We start from the raw sequence: 14,906 nt of genomic DNA, 5'->3' as shown, positions 1-14,906 counted from the left end.
GTGCCTATATACCGACTGGTATGAATAGCTTGTGCACGCTCACCGCCCCCAAGGGCCGCCCCCGCGAGTTCGATCTCGAGGAGGCGCTTGCGGCCGCGCTGCGCGTTTTCTGGCGAAACGGCTATGAGGCGGCGTCGATGGCCGAACTCACGGCCGAGATGAAGATCACCAAGCCGAGCCTCTATGCCGCGTTCGGCAACAAGGAAGCGTTGTTTCACAAGGCGCTCGACCTCTATGAGCGCGAAAAGCTCGCTTATATGACCTCCGCGCTCGATGCGCCGACCGCCAAGGCCGTGGCCGAGCGGCTGCTGCGCGGGGCACTCCAGATGCAGACGAGCACCTGCGATCCCAAGGGGTGCCTGAGCATCATCAGCAGCGTCGCCTGCGGCGTCGAGGCTGAACCGATCAAGGCCGAGGTCGCCAAACGCCGCGAGTCGTCGCAGGCTGCGCTGATCCGCCGGTTCGACGAGGCCAAGGCTGCGGGCGAGTTCCCCGACGGTCTCGAGTCGCCCGCTCTCGCGCGCTATCTGTTCGCGGTCATGCAAGGGCTGGCGATCCAGGGCGGATCGGGCGCCACCTGTGGCGAGCTCAATCAGCTTGTCGACACCTGCATGATGGTCTGGCCGACGCGCTAGGCGCCGGGGCACGCACGCCTCCGTCGCGCGCTCCCCTGCCCCCGGCACGGTCGCTGCCGGTCAGGATTACCCTCTGGTCTGTCCGTCTGACGCGATCTGCATCAGCACAGGTCCTTCGGCCGCAGTATCAGCCGGCGCTGGCCTGTCGATCGCCGCCTTCGACGCCGCCCTGACGACAGCCGAGCGCAGTGCCTCGACGCCATAGGGCTTTGGCAGCAGGATCGCCTGGGGATCCCACGGTACGAGTGCGACCTCGCTGTCGCCCGTTGCGAACACGACGCCGATCCCCGGCAGATGCACGCGGATCTCCTCGGCGAGCTCCGGGCCGGACAGCCCGGGCAGGTTGACGTCGCTGACCAGCACATCGACCGGGCTCGCCTGCAGCAGCGCCAGCGCCGCTTCGGCGCTGGCCGCCTCGATCACCGCCATGCCCAGATCGCGCAGCATCTCGGCCGCACCCGCACGGATCACCGCATCGTCCTCGACGAGCAGAACGCGAACCGGGACGTCGCTGTCCGACCGCTGCGCGTCATCGCAGCCATCCGCCGCGCGCCGCCGCGCGCGCTGCCCGGCGAGAACCTGTTCGAACTTCCGCGCGAGCGCCTCGCGCGTATAGGGCTTGGACAACAGCTCGACGCCCACGTCGAGCCGGCCGCCATGCACGATCGAATTCTCCGTATAGCCCGACGTGAACAGCACCGCGAGATCGGGGATCCGCTCGCGCGCGCGACGGGCGAGCTCGGGGCTCTTCAGCGTCCCCGGCATCACCACGTCGGTGAACAGCATGTCGATCGGCACGCCGCTTTCGATGACGTTCAGCGCACTGCCCGCGTCGACCGCCTTGAGCACGCCATAGCCAAGGTCGCCGAGCATCTCGACGACGGTCGCACGGACTTCGTCGTCGTCCTCGACCACCAGCACGGTTTCGGTCCCGCCGATGATCGGCCCACCGCTGGTCGCGACCTCGACGTCTTCGGGGCCCATCGCGCGCGGCAAATAGAGCTTGATCGTCGTGCCTTCGCCGACCTCGCTGTAGATCTTCACATGGCCGCCCGATTGCTTGACGAAGCCATAGACCATCGACAGCCCGAGCCCGGATCCCTTGCCCTCGCTCTTGGTCGAGAAGAACGGCTCGAACACCTTGTCGATGATGTCGGGCGCCATGCCGCTGCCCGTGTCGGTGACCGCCAGCATGACATATTGCCCCGCCGCGACCTCCAGATGGCCGCGTGCATAGGCGTCGTCGAGGCTCGCATTGCCGAGCTCGATCGTCAGCTTGCCGCGCCCCTCCATCGCGTCGCGCGCATTGATCGCGAGGTTGAGCAACGCGTTCTCGATCTGCGTCGGGTCGATGAACGTGTTCCACAGCCCACCACCGACGACCGTCTCCACTTCGATCGCCTCGCCGATCGCACGCCGCAGCATGTCGTCCATCCCGCGTACGAACCGCGTGACGTTGACCACCTTGGGTTCGAGCGCCTGACGTCGGCCGAAGGCGAGCAACTGCGCCGCAAGCTTGGCGCCGCGTTCGATCCCCGCCATCGCGTTGCTGACCCGGCGCTCGGCGCGCGCGTTCCCGGCGATGTCCTTGCCGAGCAGCTGCAGATTGCCTGAGACGACCTGAAGCAAATTGTTGAAGTCGTGCGCGACACCGCCGGTCAGCTTGCCGATCGTCTCCATCTTCTGCGCCTGGGCGAGCCCCGCTTCGGCAAGCCGACGCTCCTCGATCTCGCGGATGACGCGCGCCTCGAGCGTCTCGTTGAGGACGCGCAGCTGACGCTCGGCGCGTTCACGGTGGCTGATCTGTCGTTCGGGCTGCAGCGTGCGATTGACGCGCTCCTCGACGTCGAAGACCAGCACGTAGAAGCCGTTGATCGCCCCATCGGGTTCGATCCGCGGGATATAGCGCAGCTCGGACGCGCGGTCGCCGCCGTCGCGGTGCGGCAGCCGCGCATCGGCGGTTACCGTCTCGCCAGCCAGAGCCCGGTCCATCATCGGCTGGCGTACGGCAAAGGCGGGCTTACCGATGACGTCGCGGACATGCCGTCCGACGACCTGGGCGGGTGTCAGCCCGACCCAGTCCTCGTAAAAGCTATTGGCGAAACGATAGACATAGTCACGATCGATATAGGAAATCAGCACGGGCAGCGCGTCGGTGACGATCCGCAGCTCCGATTCGCTCCGAGCCAGCTGCCGTTCCGCCGCCACCCGCTCGCTATTGTCGATCACGGTACCCAGCACGCCGCCGACGCTGCCGTCGAAATCATGCACCGGGGTGTAGAAGAGGTCGAGCGTCACCGCGTGCGCCGCGCCGTCATGGTGGAGCGTCATCGGCTGGTCGCGAAACAGCATGACCTCGCCGCGCATCACCTCGCCCAGCACGTGGCGGTTGAAGTCCGCTTGCTCGGGCCAGACGTCGACGGCGCGCGCACCGATCGCGGCCGGGTGCTTGCCGCCCGCGATCCTGGCATAGCCGTCATTATACAGCATCAGGCCGTCAGCGCCCCACATCAGCACCTTGGCGACGGGCGAGTTGACCACCGTATTGACGGTCGAGCGAAGCTGCGGGGACCAGGCGTCGATCGCGCCGAGTGGCGTCGCGCTCCAGTCATGCGCTCGTATCGCTGCGCCACATGTCCCGCCGGCGATCGGCCAGGCCACCGGGGTGGCGGCGCCGGATCGCCCCAGCCGGTCGCGCAGCAGCGTCAGGGTCTCAGCGGCAACCGCATCAGCGCTCACGCCGGTGCCGGCAATTACCTGGGCATCGATGAAGCGGTCGAGTTCGGACGCGAGCACCGGGTTGCGGGTCTGTCGGGTAACCATGCCACCGGGGTAGCTTTCCGACCGCGCCTGTCAATCGCGCTTGGCATCGGCACCGGACTTGGCAGACGGAGCGAGCCGCGCGCACGACCGACGTGCACGCGGCGAGAAGCCCCTCAGTCGAGGGGCTTGGTCACCGGCCGCCACATCACGAAGGCGAGCGCCACCAGCGGCAAAACCGCCATACAGCCCACGATCATCAGCATCAGATTGCTTGCAGTCATCCAGCCTCTCCTTCGTATTTTTACGAAGGCTGACGGGTATTGCCGTGCTTTGCAAGCGGCTTGGCCCAGCGGGCCGTCCACCAACCTGGAGTACGCCCGCGGCGTCAGATGCCTTCGGGTGTCACCACGCGACCGGTCGCCTCGAGCGCGCTGACCAGATCGGCGATGCAGCGATCGACCAGCGCGGCATCCGCACTGCGCACGACGAAATTCGCGCCCGTCCGGCCGTCGCGGAAAAACGGGTAGCTGCCGACCGCGACGCCGTCATGCGCCTTTTCGGCATCGCGCAGCAGGTCGGCGACTTCGCTCTCCGCCACCCAGCAGCCGATCGTCTTCGACACGACCGGGCGTCCGCCCTCGAGCGTGCCGGTCAGCGCATCGAGCATGCCGGCGGTGATGTGCGGCACCCCCGCCATGATGAAGATGTTGCCGATCCGGATCCCCGGCGCGCCCGATACCTTGTTGTCGATCAGGTCCGCACCGACCGGCACGCGCGCCATCCGCGCACGCGCCTCGGTCAGCCCGCCGCGGGTCGCATAATAGGCCTCCAGCACCGCCATCGCCCGCGGATGATGCTCGACCGCGACACCCAGCGCCTCGGCGATCGAATCGACGGTGATGTCGTCATGCGTCGGGCCGATCCCGCCCGTGGTGAACAGATAGTCGTTGCGTGCGCGCAGGGTGTTCACCGCCTCGACGATCGCCTCGGTCCGGTCGGCGACGACGCGCACTTCGGCCAGCCGGATGCCCTGCACGTTGAGCCAGGCCGCGATCTGCGCGACGTTCTTGTCCTGCGTGCGGCCCGACAGGATCTCGTCGCCGATGATCGTCAGTGCGGCCGTCCAGATGCGTTCCTGTGTCATGGCCCTTCGCATAGCCTCGCAAAAGTTGCGCCGCCACGCTATATCGCTCGCCATGACCGAATATGTAACCGTCACGTCCGACGCGCCGGACGCGCGCACCGGCGCCATCAAGCTCCACGGCCCCGCTGCCTTTGAAGGCATGATGAAGGCCGGGCGGCTCGCCGCCGAGACGCTCGACATGATCGTGCCGCACATGGTGCCGGGCGTGACCACTGCGGAGATCGACCGGCTGATCTACGACTTCGTCACAGCCGCCGGCGCGGTGCCGGCGACGCTCGGCTATCGTGGCTATACGCACAGCGTCTGCATCTCGATCAACCATGTCGTCTGCCACGGCATCCCGAGCGAGAAGACGCTGAAGTCGGGCGATATCGTCAATGTCGACGTCACGCCGCTGCTCGACGGCTGGCACGGCGACACGAGCCGGATGTACCTGATCGGCGACGTGCCGATCAAGGCGCGGCGCCTCGTCGAGGTGACCTATGAATGCCTGATGCTCGGCATCGAGCAGGCGAAGCCCGGCAACCGCATGGGCGACGTCGCCCATGCGATCCAGCGTCATGCCGAGAAGCACCGCTACGGCGTGGTCCGCGATTTCTGCGGGCACGGCGTCGGCCGCCTCTTCCATGACGCCCCCGAAGTCGTCCATGTCGGCAAGCCCGGCACCGGCCCCGAACTGCGCCCCGGCATGATCTTCACGATCGAACCGATGATCAACATTGGCCGCCCCGACGTTAAGCTGCTCGACGACGGCTGGACCGCGGTGACGCGCGACCGTTCGCTGTCGGCGCAGTTCGAGCATTCGATCGGCATCACCGAGACCGGCTGCGACATCTTCACGCTCAGCCCCAAAGGTTACACGCAGCCGCCCTACGGGTGATACGCACGGGAGGGGGGCGCAATCGCCCCCCTCCCCTCAGCCTGACGAAAGTCAGGATCCAGAGCCGCAAGGCGCGTACCTCGTTACCCTAGATCCTGACGTCCGTCAGGATGACGACGCAAAGTGGGATGACGACTACAGGTCGCGGCAGAGGATCGCAGCCTTCCGCAACTCTACCTCCGCGCTTTCACCGGCGGCCGCATCACCCTTCGCTTCGAGACCCCTAGTCTGCACCGTCAGCTCGGCCGGCCCCTCGATCGGCACAGGATACCCTTGGGCGACTGGCTGCAGGCCTTCGTCGCCTTGTCATAGGCCGCCTGGGTCTGCTCGCCCGACGGCCGGACCATGAACGACACCATCGACGACCCGCCAAACAGATGCGATCCAAGACCCATCGTATTGACGCGCCATTCGGTGGCCCGCGCGGGCTTCGATCCGGCCTGCTTCATGTTGAGTTTGGGAGCAAGCCGCTCGCAGAAACTCGTCGGTGCCTGCGCGGGCAGTTGCATCGCCGTGCTCCCCAGCGCCGCAATCGCCAGTATCGACGCGAGCTTCATTTACCCCCCCCCCCGAATGACGACCGCCCTGCCATATACCGGGCGGTATCGACGGGAAGTCTGACGCCGTTTGATGACATGGCAATTGCACGTCGCCAATCCCTCGCGCTTCGAGCAGGATCGACGCTGGCAAGTCGCCCCCCACCCCGCTAAAGCCCGCCCCATGACCGAGATCACACCGCAGATCGTCGCCGACCACGGCCTGTCCCCCGAAGAATATGAGCGCGTGCTCCACGCGATCAGCCGCGAGCCCAATCTCGTCGAGCTTGGCATCTTCTCGGTGATGTGGTCCGAGCATTGCAGCTACAAGTCGAGCAAGATCCACCTGATGAAGCTGCCCACCAAGGGCGAGCGCGTCATCTGCGGCCCGGGCGAGAATGCCGGCGTCGTCGATATCGGCGACAACCAGGCGGCGATCTTCAAGATGGAGAGCCACAACCACCCGTCCTACATCGAACCCTATCAGGGCGCGGCGACCGGCGTCGGCGGCATCCTGCGCGACGTCTTCACGATGGGCGCGCGGCCGATCGCCAACATGAACGCGCTGCGCTTCGGCCGGCCCGATCACCCCAAGATGCGCCACCTGATCTCGGGCGTTGTTCACGGCATCGGCGGCTATGGCAATTGCGTCGGCGTGCCGACGGTCGGCGGCGAGGTGAACTTTCACGCGGCGTATGACGGCAACATCCTGGTCAACGCGATGACCGTCGGGATCGCTGATCAAGACAAGATCTTCTATTCGGCCGCCAGCGGTATCGGCAATCCGATCGTCTATGTCGGTTCCAAGACCGGTCGCGACGGCATCCACGGCGCGACGATGGCGAGCGCGGACTTCGGCGAGGATTCGGACGCCAAGCGCCCGACCGTCCAGGTCGGCGATCCCTTTACCGAAAAGCTGCTGATCGAGGCCTGCCTCGAACTCATGGCGACCGACGTCATCGTCGCGATCCAGGACATGGGCGCCGCCGGCCTCACCTCCTCATCGGTCGAGATGGCGTCGAAGGGCGGAGTCGGTATCGAACTCGTCATGGACGACGTGCCGCAGCGCGAGACCGGCATGACCCCGTACGAGATGATGCTGAGCGAAAGCCAGGAGCGGATGCTCATGGTGCTGAAGCCCGGCCGCGAGGCCGAGGCCGAGGCGATCTTCAAGAAGTGGGAGCTCGATTTCGCGGTGATCGGCCGCGTCACCGACACCGGCCGCATGGTGCTGACGTTCAAGGGCGAGACGGTTTGCGACATTCCGCTCGGGCCGCTGGCCGACGAGGCACCGCTCTACGATCGCCCGCACGTGCCGACGCCCAAGCCCGCACCGCTCGAAAACGTGCCGCACAGCAACGACATTGCTGCCGATCTGGTGACGCTGATGGGCTCGCCCGACATCGCCTCGCGCCGCTGGATCTGGGAGCAATATGACCACATGGTCGGTGCCGACACCGTGCAGCGCCCCGGTGGCGATGCCGCCGTCGTCCGCGTCCACGGCACGCAGAAGGCGCTGGCGATGACCACCGACTGCACGCCGCGCTATTGCTTCGCCGACCCCGTCGAGGGCGGCAAGCAGGCGGTCGCGGAAGCATGGCGCAACCTCACCGCGGTCGGCGCGCTGCCGTTGGCAGTGACCAACTGCCTCAACTTCGCCAACCCGCAGCGCCCCGAGATCATGGGCCAGATCGTCGGCTGCCTCGAGGGGATGAGCGACGCGTGCATCGCGCTCGACTTCCCGATCGTCTCGGGCAACGTCTCGCTCTACAATGAATCCAAGGCGACCGGCGGCGGCTCGGCGATCCTGCCGACGCCTGCAATCGGCGCAATCGGCCTGCTCGCCGACTGGCAGAAGAATGCGACGATCGCGTTCAAGGGATCGGGCGACATCATCCTCGCGGTCGGCACGCGACACGGCCATCTCGGCCAGTCGCTGTGGCTGCGCGAATGCCATGGCCGCGAGGAAGGCCCCCCGCCCGCGGTCGATCTGGCGGCGGAGCGTCGCGTCGGCGACCTCATCCGCAACGCGATCGCCGAGGGCCAGCTGTCGGCGGTCCACGACGTCTCGGACGGCGGCATCGCCGTGACACTGGCCGAAATGGCGCTCGCAGGCGGCATCGGCGCGATGATCGACCGCAAGCAGCCCTTCGACTGCGCACGCGCGTTCTTCGCGGAAGACCAGGGCGTCTATATCGTCACCGTCGAGGATCACGCGCTGCTCGACTTCCTCGGCGCCGCACATGCCGCCGATGTCGAGGCCGAACCGCTCGGCCGTACCGGCGGCAAGCGCCTGATCTTCGAACGCCCCGACCGCGACGACGTGATCGCACTCGACACGCTGCGCGCCGCGCATGAGGGCTTCTTCCCGAATTTGATGGGGGCAGACGCCGCGCTGGCCTGAACAACAACGCGGCATTAGTTGCGAATCAGACGCAAAAGCGCTTGCGACTGGTTCGCATTATCGCTAATTGGAAGCTCTCACGAGGGAGCTTCCATGGTCGTCTGCGTCTGCAATGCCATTCGAGAATCCGACGTCCGCAGCTGTGCGCGGGGCGGGTGCACGACGCCCTGCCAGGCGTTCCGTTCGCTGGGCCGTCAGCCGAAATGCGGTCAGTGCACATCGGTCGCCCGGGCGATCATCAACGAGGAACGCGCCGCAGCCTGACCGGGCGCGGCACCACGCGGCGCGATCCCGTCGCCCTTGCCGCCACGAACGTAAAACCGCTACATGCCGCTCAGAGGTGACGGAGTTATGGCAATGCGCGGCGATCCCACGGTAATTGATTTCCTGAACGAGGCGCTCAAGAACGAGTTGACCGCGGTCAACCAATATTGGCTCCATTATCGGATGCTCGAGCATTGGGGCGTCTACAAGCTCGCCCAGTATGAGCGCATGGAGTCGATCGACGAGATGAAGCATGCCGACTGGTTGTCGGAGCGCATCCTGTTTCTCGATGGCCTGCCCAATTTCCAGCTGCTCGGTCGGCTGCGCATCGGCGAGACCGTCGAGGAGGTTTTGAAGTCGGACCTCGCGCTTGAGGTCGAGGCGACGATCCAGCTGAAGAGCGCGATCGCCTATTGCGAAGAAGTGAAGGACTATATCAGCCGCGACCTGTTCGCGCGCATCCTTGCCAGCGAGGAAGAGCATGTCGACACGATCGAACGCCAGTTCGAGATGATCGCGCGGATGGGCATCCACAACTACATCCAGCTCAACTCGATCTCCGAGCATGATTCGCCCAAGGCCGGCGCAGCACCCTATTTGAAAGGCTGAACCCGTCTGCCGGTCGTCGTCCACGGCGACCGGCAGCGCGCGCCGCCGGCGTGCTTATTCGGCGCCAAACCCCGATGGGACGGCACGCCGCCCGAACCCGCCCGCCGCGGGACGGCGAGGGACCAGCGGATTGGCCTCGCGCTCGAGAAGCGTTAGCGTTTCGCCAAACAGCGGCCGCAACCGCGCGACATGCTCGAGCGCGGCATCCGGGGTATCGTGAAGCTCGACACAGTCGCGTGCGATCGTTTCGATCGTCTCGGCGAGATCGGCCAGCGGCTCGGCGCCAAACTGGCGCGCCTCGCCCTTAAGGGTGTGGGCTGGAATAATCAGCGCCGCCGCGCTGCCGGCGCGCATCGCCGCTTCGATCGTGGCGACCGATTTCACGCCGTCTTCGCGGAAATAGCCGAGGATGCGGATGAACCCGCCGCCAAGCTCGCTGCGGGCCTGTTGAAACGCCGGCCAGTCGACCAGGGTGTTTCCTTCGAATGACACTGACGCCTACTCCCGTTTGGCCGGCCCGCCATGAACGTCGACGGTCAGCCTATCGCTATTCCGTAAAGACATTGTTGCTGTCGGACCCGCGTGTCACGACAAATATTGGCGCGACTGGATCGGAAATGATCGCCATGTCCGCGCCCGCCGCCGCGGCGACCGCCGCCAGCTCGGTAGGCGCACGCGGATCATCGGCGCGGACTTCGATCCGAACAGCGGCCGGCATCCCGTCCGAGCCTGATCCCTCGCCCGCCTGACGCAGCGTTCTAGCCAGCCGCATCGCGGGCCAGGGGCACCGCATGCCCCGCGCGTCGATCCGGACCACCCCGGACGCCACCGCCTAGTAGCCGCCGCCGCCGCCGCGATTATCGTCATACGGGTTCTTCGGCGCGCGAAACATCAGCCGGACCGGCACCGCGCCGAAGCCCAGATCCTTGCGCATCGAATTGACCAGATAGCGCTCGTAGCTCGCCGGCAGCTGGTCGACGCGCGTGCCGAAGATCACGAAGCTCGGCGGACGCGTCTTGACCTGCGTGACATAGCGCATCTTGATCCGCTTGCCGCCCGGCGCCGGCGGCGGCGTCGCCTCGATCGCGCGTTCGAACCAGCGGTTGAGCTCGCCGGTGCCGACGCGCTTCGACCAGGCGTCGCGCGTGTCGAAACACGCTTGGAGCAGTTGGTCGATGCCCTTGCCGGTCGCGCCCGACACGGTCATCACGGTCACGCCCTTGACCTGGCTGAGCCCGTCCTCGAGCGCGCGCTTGACGCCGTTGAACAACGACGACGCGCTCTCGGCGATATCCCATTTGTTCAGTGCGATGACGAGCGCACGGCCCTCCTGCAGCACCTTGTCGGCAATCCGCAGATCCTGCGCCTCGAGCCCCAGCGTGGCGTCAAGCAGCAGCACGACGACCTCGGCGAAGTCGACCGCGTGGAGCGCGTCCTCGACCGACATCTTCTCGAGCTTGTCCTGGACCTTCGCACGCTTGCGCATGCCCGCCGTATCGATCAGCCGGACCTTGCGCGATTCGCCGCCGGTCGGATGCCAGTCGTAATCGACGCTGATCGAATCGCGCGTGATGCCGGCCTCGGGACCGGTGATCATCCGGTCCTCGCCCAAGATGCGGTTGACCAGCGTCGACTTGCCCGCGTTTGGACGTCCGACGATCGCGAGCTTCAGCGGCCCCTCATATTCATTGTCGGGCTGTTCCTCCGGAACCTCGTCCTTGCCTTCGAGCAGCGGGAGCAATGCCTCGAACAGGTCGCCCATGCCCTCGCCATGCTCGGCGGACAGTTCGACAGGATCGCCGAAGCCGAGCGCCAGCGACTCGAGCACGCCGTCATTGCCCGCGCGGCCCTCCGCCTTGTTGGCGACGAGCACGACCGGCACGTCGGCGGTGCGCAGCCAGCGGGCGATCTCCTCGTCGAGCGGCACGATGCCGGCGCGCGCGTCGAACAGGAACAATGCGACATCGGCCTGGCCGACCGCAGCCTCGGTCTGCTGACGCATCCGCCCGGGCAGCGTCTGCGCGTCATGATCCTCGTATCCGGCGGTATCGATGATGCGGAAATCGAGCCCTATCAGCGACGCATCGCCCTCGCGGCGATCGCGCGTGACGCCGGGCCGGTCGTCGACCAGCGCGAGCTTCTTGCCGACGAGGCGGTTGAACAGGGTCGACTTGCCGACATTGGGGCGGCCGACGATTGCGACCACAGGGAGTTTGGACATGCCGTGCCCTTAGCGCGGGAACGCTCCGTCGTCACCTGTTACCCCTCTCCCACCGGGAGAGGGGTGATGGCTCACCGATAGGCGGTGATCTTGCCCTTCTGGTCGAGCGTGTAGAGCGTCGAGTTCGCGACGATCGGCGGCAGCGTGAAGGGCGTCTTGGTCTCGATCGTGCTGCCGACCGCGCCATCGCCCGGATTGACCGAGACGATCTCGCCACGCGAATTGGTCAGGATCAGGCGTCCGCCCGCCAGGATCGGGCCATACCAGGTCACCGGCCCCTTCTTCTTCTTCTCGTTATCGAACCGCTGCAGCTGCGCAATCCAGCGTGCCTTGCCGTTCGACCGCGACAGGCAGACCAGCCGCGCATCGTCGGTGACCACGAACAGCCATTCGCCCGCGATCCAGGGGGTCGAGATGCCCGCGAAATTCTGTTCCCACAGACGCTGGCCGGTCGAGAGTTCGAGCGCGACCATGCGCCCGCCCTGCCCGACGGCGTAGACACGGCCGCCATCGATGACCGGGGCGGCATCGATATCCGACAGGCTCGACACCGATGTGGTGATCGACGTGCGCGACAACGCGTCCTGCCACAGGATACGGCCATTCTCGTAGCGATAGGCGCTGAGTTCGCCGCTCGAGAAGCCCGAGACGACCGTGCCCTGGCTGACCGCGGGTGCCGCGACGCCGAACACGCCCTGCGTCTCGAGCGTGCCCGACTGAACCCACTGGACCTTGCCGTCGCCCTGGTTGAGCGAGAAGATCTGGTTGTCCTGCGTCAGGACGTAGACCGCACCGTTCGACACGGTCGGCGAGCCACGCAGCGGGCCGCCGGGCTTCGCGCGCCACAGGATCGCGCCATCCGACGCGTTCATCGCGACCACGTCGCCGACGCCGTCGGTCGCATAGACCTTACCGTCGTCATAGCTCACGCCGCCGCCGAAACGCGCGGACTGGTTGATCTTGCCCTCGGTGATCGGCGTGGTCCACAACGCCCCGCCGGTGTCGGACTTGAACGCATGCGCGACGCCGTGGACGTCCATCACGAACAGCTTGTTCTCACCGACGACGGGCGGCGCGGCCATGCGTTCGCGGTTGGAGCCACCGTCGATCGAGGCCTGCCATGCCTTGGTGGGCTGCGCGGCGAGCGCAAGCTGGCCCATCGACTTGGCGGGATTGCCGCCCGGCTGTGCCCAGGCGTCGTTGACCGAGGGGGCGGGCAGAAGGACCTGCACATCGGCGATCGTCGCGTCGGTCTCGACCCCGTTTTCGGAGGTCAGGATCGATACCCGGTTTCCGACCGTCGGGGTCTTCTTGACGCCACCCTTGAAAATGCCGCAGCCGCTCAAGGCCATGAGCGCAGCCACCGCGACCGTCACCCGATAAGACTTCGTCATTGCGCGTTGGTATCCTCGTTTGATGCAGCAGCAGCGGCGGTCCCGGCCGTCCCGGTGCTGGCAACGGCGTCGACGCCCAGTACACCGGCCATCTGAACAGCGCGTTGACGAATCGTCTCGGGCACGCCGGGATCAGCCGCGATCTGGCCGAAAAGCGTCCCGGCCTGCTTAGTCTGGTTCATCCGGACATAGGCGACCGCGACCATCTCGCCCGCGCTGCCGAGCCAGGGATTGCCCGTGACCGCAAGCGGACGCAGCCGCTCGACCACGACCTGCGGCTTGAGCGTGTCATATTCCGCCGACGTCTGTCGGACCAGCGCAAGGTCGCGGAACGGCTTGGCGACCGACGTGTCAGCAGCGATCGCCGCCAGCTTGGCTGCGGCGCCCTTCATATCCTCTTTCTGAAGAAGGATATCCGCCTCGGTGAACCGCGCCAGCGCGCTGTACCCGGCACGGTCGGACGCGGCGAGCTTGGTCAGCGTCGTGTTCGCCTCGGCGACCTTGTCCGCGGCCAGCGCGTCATAAGCGGCCTGGAGCTGCTCACCCTCGACACCCGCCTGGGTTTCGGTGCGGTGCTGATAATAGAGGAATCCGGCCAGCGCGACGAGTGCTGCGACCACCCCGAGCGCGACCCATTTGCCCCAGGTCGTCCAGAAACCCGCGAGCTGATCGCGGCGCAGTTCTTCGTCGACCTCGCGGAGGAACGCTTCATCGGTTTTCGGCGGCAGGGCCAAGGGTGACTCCGGAGACAAAGGGAGGAAAGGATATCGGGGGATGGTGGAATGGCGCGGACCTTAGCCGCCACGCGTCCGAAACAAAAGCCGGATCAATCCACCTTGCCGGCGCGCGGCGCATAGCTCTGGTCGGGTCCCGGAAAGGCACGACTGCGAACCTCGTCGGCATAGGTCTCCGCCGCGCCCGAGATCTTGGCGGCGAGATCCTCGAACCGCTTCACGAACTTGGCGGTACGGTCGAACAGGCCGAGCATGTCCTCCGCGACGAGCACCTGGCCATCGCACTCGACCGATGCGCCGATGCCGATCGTCGGACAGGCGACCGCGCGCGTGATCTCGATCGCGATCGGCTCGACGACGCCCTCGATCACCAGCGCGAATGCGCCCGCCTCGGCAACGGCCTTGGCATCCGCGACGATCTTCGCCGCCTCTTCGGGCGTACGGCCGCGCGCGCCATAGCCGCCCAGCACGTTGACCGCCTGCGGGGTGAGGCCGACATGCCCCATCACCGGAATCCCGCGCTCGACCAGGAACTGCACGGTCGGCGCCATCGCGGTACCGCCCTCGAGCTTCACCGCCGCCGCGCCGGTCTGCTTCAGCAGCCAGGCGGCGCTTTCGAACGCCTTTTCGGGAGACGCTTCATAGCTGCCGAACGGCATGTCGATCACGACCACCGCGTGATAGCTGCCGCGCACCACCGCCGCGCCGTGCGCCGCCATCATCTCGAGCGTGACGGGCACGGTCGAGGGCAGGCCATAGATCACCTGCCCCAGGCTGTCGCCGACCAGCAGCATGTCGCAATGCGGATCGAGCAGCTGCGCGTTGCGCACCGTATAGGCGGTGAGCATGACGAGCGGCACCTGCCCCTTTTGCCGGCGGATCGCGGGGATCGTCAGCCGCTTGAGCGGGGCGGGCGTCGGGTTGGCGCGACTCGTCGCGGTGTCGAGCGTGTAGGTCGTGGACATGGGCGCGCGTTCTAGCGAAGCCGACGCCGCTCGCCCAGCCCGCCCGGTCGCGCCCGCCCAGGCGGCGCGGCTCAGCCGACCGTCACGCCCTTCCAGAAGGCATAGCGATCCTTGATCTCGGCCGCGGCGGATTTGGGATCGGGATAGTACCAGACCGCATCGACGTTGCGCTTGGCGTCGACGACCAGCGTCTTGTAGCGCGCGGTGCCCTTCCACGGGCAGTTCGACTGCGTCGCGCTGTCTTCGAGCAGCGTGGGATCGACGCTGTCCGCGGGGAAATAGTGATTGCCCTCGACGACGACGGTATCGTCGGACCGGGCGATCTCTTGGCCGTTCCATGTAGCGACAGGCATGCTC

General features: G+C 66.5%; 15 protein-coding genes. 5 read left to right on the top strand and 10 right to left on the bottom strand.

Annotated features, from left to right (window positions below):
• Window positions 1-20 precede the first annotated feature (20 nt).
• A complete protein-coding gene (locus IFS44_RS04570) occupies window positions 21-635 on the top strand; it encodes a TetR/AcrR family transcriptional regulator (RefSeq protein ID WP_031441750.1) in 615 nt (204 codons plus the stop codon).
• Between the two features lie 66 nt (window positions 636-701).
• Here the strand turns inward: IFS44_RS04570 and IFS44_RS04565 are convergent, their stop codons facing one another.
• A complete protein-coding gene (locus IFS44_RS04565; RefSeq protein WP_192097677.1) occupies window positions 702-3,458 on the bottom strand; it encodes a response regulator in 2,757 nt (918 codons plus the stop codon).
• A gap of 325 nt (window positions 3,459-3,783) precedes the next feature.
• Window positions 3,784-4,542 (bottom strand): competence/damage-inducible protein A, encoded by a 759-nt coding sequence (locus IFS44_RS04560; protein WP_037527778.1) that lies wholly within the window; start codon window positions 4,540-4,542, stop codon window positions 3,784-3,786.
• Between the two features lie 52 nt (window positions 4,543-4,594).
• Between IFS44_RS04560 and map the strand changes: the two genes are divergently transcribed.
• Entirely contained in the window at window positions 4,595-5,422 is an 828-nt protein-coding gene (map, locus tag IFS44_RS04555; protein WP_031395631.1) for a type I methionyl aminopeptidase, read from the top strand.
• Between the two features lie 236 nt (window positions 5,423-5,658).
• On the opposite strand, the gene IFS44_RS04550 is transcribed toward map, so the two are convergent.
• A complete protein-coding gene (locus IFS44_RS04550; protein ID WP_192097676.1) occupies window positions 5,659-5,979 on the bottom strand; it encodes a hypothetical protein in 321 nt (106 codons plus the stop codon).
• A gap of 163 nt (window positions 5,980-6,142) precedes the next feature.
• Here IFS44_RS04550 and purL point away from each other — a divergent pair, with 163 nt between their 5' ends.
• From purL to bfr, 3 genes are all read left to right on the top strand, one after another.
• A complete protein-coding gene (gene purL / locus IFS44_RS04545; RefSeq protein WP_192097675.1) occupies window positions 6,143-8,362 on the top strand; it encodes a phosphoribosylformylglycinamidine synthase subunit PurL in 2,220 nt (739 codons plus the stop codon).
• A 93-nt stretch (window positions 8,363-8,455) separates the two neighbouring features.
• The gene (locus IFS44_RS22120; RefSeq protein ID WP_037527780.1) at window positions 8,456-8,626 is read left to right on the top strand and encodes a (2Fe-2S)-binding protein; all 171 of its coding nucleotides are present in this window, start codon (window positions 8,456-8,458) and stop codon (window positions 8,624-8,626) included.
• A 93-nt stretch (window positions 8,627-8,719) separates the two neighbouring features.
• On the top strand, window positions 8,720-9,235 hold the full coding sequence (bfr, locus tag IFS44_RS04540; protein ID WP_042467738.1) for a bacterioferritin: 516 nt from the start codon (window positions 8,720-8,722) through the stop codon (window positions 9,233-9,235).
• 54 nt (window positions 9,236-9,289) lie between these two features.
• On the opposite strand, the gene IFS44_RS04535 is transcribed toward bfr, so the two are convergent.
• The 7 genes from IFS44_RS04535 to IFS44_RS04505 form a co-directional block, all read right to left on the bottom strand.
• A complete protein-coding gene (locus IFS44_RS04535) occupies window positions 9,290-9,727 on the bottom strand; it encodes an Hpt domain-containing protein (RefSeq protein WP_031395627.1) in 438 nt (145 codons plus the stop codon).
• Window positions 9,728-9,782: 55 nt separating this feature from the next.
• Window positions 9,783-10,052 carry a sulfurtransferase TusA family protein gene (locus IFS44_RS04530; RefSeq protein WP_342366332.1) on the bottom strand — a complete coding sequence of 90 codons (270 nt, stop codon included), beginning with the start codon at window positions 10,050-10,052 and terminating at the stop codon, window positions 9,783-9,785.
• A 15-nt stretch (window positions 10,053-10,067) separates the two neighbouring features.
• Window positions 10,068-11,456 (bottom strand): ribosome biogenesis GTPase Der, encoded by a 1,389-nt coding sequence (gene der, locus IFS44_RS04525; RefSeq protein ID WP_031395626.1) that lies wholly within the window; start codon window positions 11,454-11,456, stop codon window positions 10,068-10,070.
• Window positions 11,457-11,527: 71 nt separating this feature from the next.
• Window positions 11,528-12,850, bottom strand: a complete 1,323-nt coding sequence (locus IFS44_RS04520; RefSeq protein WP_056406153.1) for an outer membrane protein assembly factor BamB family protein — start codon at window positions 12,848-12,850, stop codon at window positions 11,528-11,530.
• On the bottom strand, window positions 12,847-13,584 hold the full coding sequence (locus IFS44_RS04515) for a tetratricopeptide repeat protein (RefSeq protein WP_031441741.1): 738 nt from the start codon (window positions 13,582-13,584) through the stop codon (window positions 12,847-12,849). Before IFS44_RS04515 ends, IFS44_RS04520 begins: the two co-directional genes overlap by 4 nt.
• A gap of 92 nt (window positions 13,585-13,676) precedes the next feature.
• Window positions 13,677-14,549, bottom strand: coding sequence for a 3-methyl-2-oxobutanoate hydroxymethyltransferase (gene panB / locus IFS44_RS04510; RefSeq protein ID WP_192097673.1), 873 nt, complete (start codon window positions 14,547-14,549; stop codon window positions 13,677-13,679).
• Window positions 14,550-14,620: 71 nt separating this feature from the next.
• Window positions 14,621-14,902, bottom strand: coding sequence for a DUF427 domain-containing protein (locus IFS44_RS04505; protein WP_192097672.1), 282 nt, complete (start codon window positions 14,900-14,902; stop codon window positions 14,621-14,623).
• Window positions 14,903-14,906 lie beyond the last annotated feature (4 nt).

The sequence above is a fragment of the Sphingomonas sp. CFBP 13706 genome, assembly GCF_014842355.1.
GTDB lineage: Bacteria > Pseudomonadota > Alphaproteobacteria > Sphingomonadales > Sphingomonadaceae > Sphingomonas > Sphingomonas aerolata.
Note: the sequence above shows the minus strand (reverse complement) of the source record. Positions and strands in the feature narration are given on the sequence as shown.

Excerpts from the sequence above, each read along its gene's own strand:
- IFS44_RS04550 (WP_192097676.1), bottom strand. The coding sequence starts at position 5,979 with ATGAAGCTCGCGTCGATACTGGCGATTGCGGCGCTGGGGAGCACGGCG.
- purL (WP_192097675.1), top strand. The coding sequence starts at position 6,143 with ATGACCGAGATCACACCGCAGATCGTCGCCGACCACGGCCTGTCCCCC.
- IFS44_RS04565 (WP_192097677.1), bottom strand. The coding sequence starts at position 3,458 with ATGGTTACCCGACAGACCCGCAACCCGGTGCTCGCGTCCGAACTCGAC.
- IFS44_RS04560 (WP_037527778.1), bottom strand. The coding sequence starts at position 4,542 with ATGACACAGGAACGCATCTGGACGGCCGCACTGACGATCATCGGCGAC.
- panB (WP_192097673.1), bottom strand. The coding sequence starts at position 14,549 with ATGTCCACGACCTACACGCTCGACACCGCGACGAGTCGCGCCAACCCG.
- der (WP_031395626.1), bottom strand. The coding sequence starts at position 11,456 with ATGTCCAAACTCCCTGTGGTCGCAATCGTCGGCCGCCCCAATGTCGGC.
- IFS44_RS04520 (WP_056406153.1), bottom strand. The coding sequence starts at position 12,850 with ATGACGAAGTCTTATCGGGTGACGGTCGCGGTGGCTGCGCTCATGGCC.
- IFS44_RS04505 (WP_192097672.1), bottom strand. The coding sequence starts at position 14,902 with ATGCCTGTCGCTACATGGAACGGCCAAGAGATCGCCCGGTCCGACGAT.
- IFS44_RS04570 (WP_031441750.1), top strand. The coding sequence starts at position 21 with ATGAATAGCTTGTGCACGCTCACCGCCCCCAAGGGCCGCCCCCGCGAG.
- IFS44_RS22120 (WP_037527780.1), top strand. The coding sequence starts at position 8,456 with ATGGTCGTCTGCGTCTGCAATGCCATTCGAGAATCCGACGTCCGCAGC.
- bfr (WP_042467738.1), top strand. The coding sequence starts at position 8,720 with ATGCGCGGCGATCCCACGGTAATTGATTTCCTGAACGAGGCGCTCAAG.
- map (WP_031395631.1), top strand. The coding sequence starts at position 4,595 with ATGACCGAATATGTAACCGTCACGTCCGACGCGCCGGACGCGCGCACC.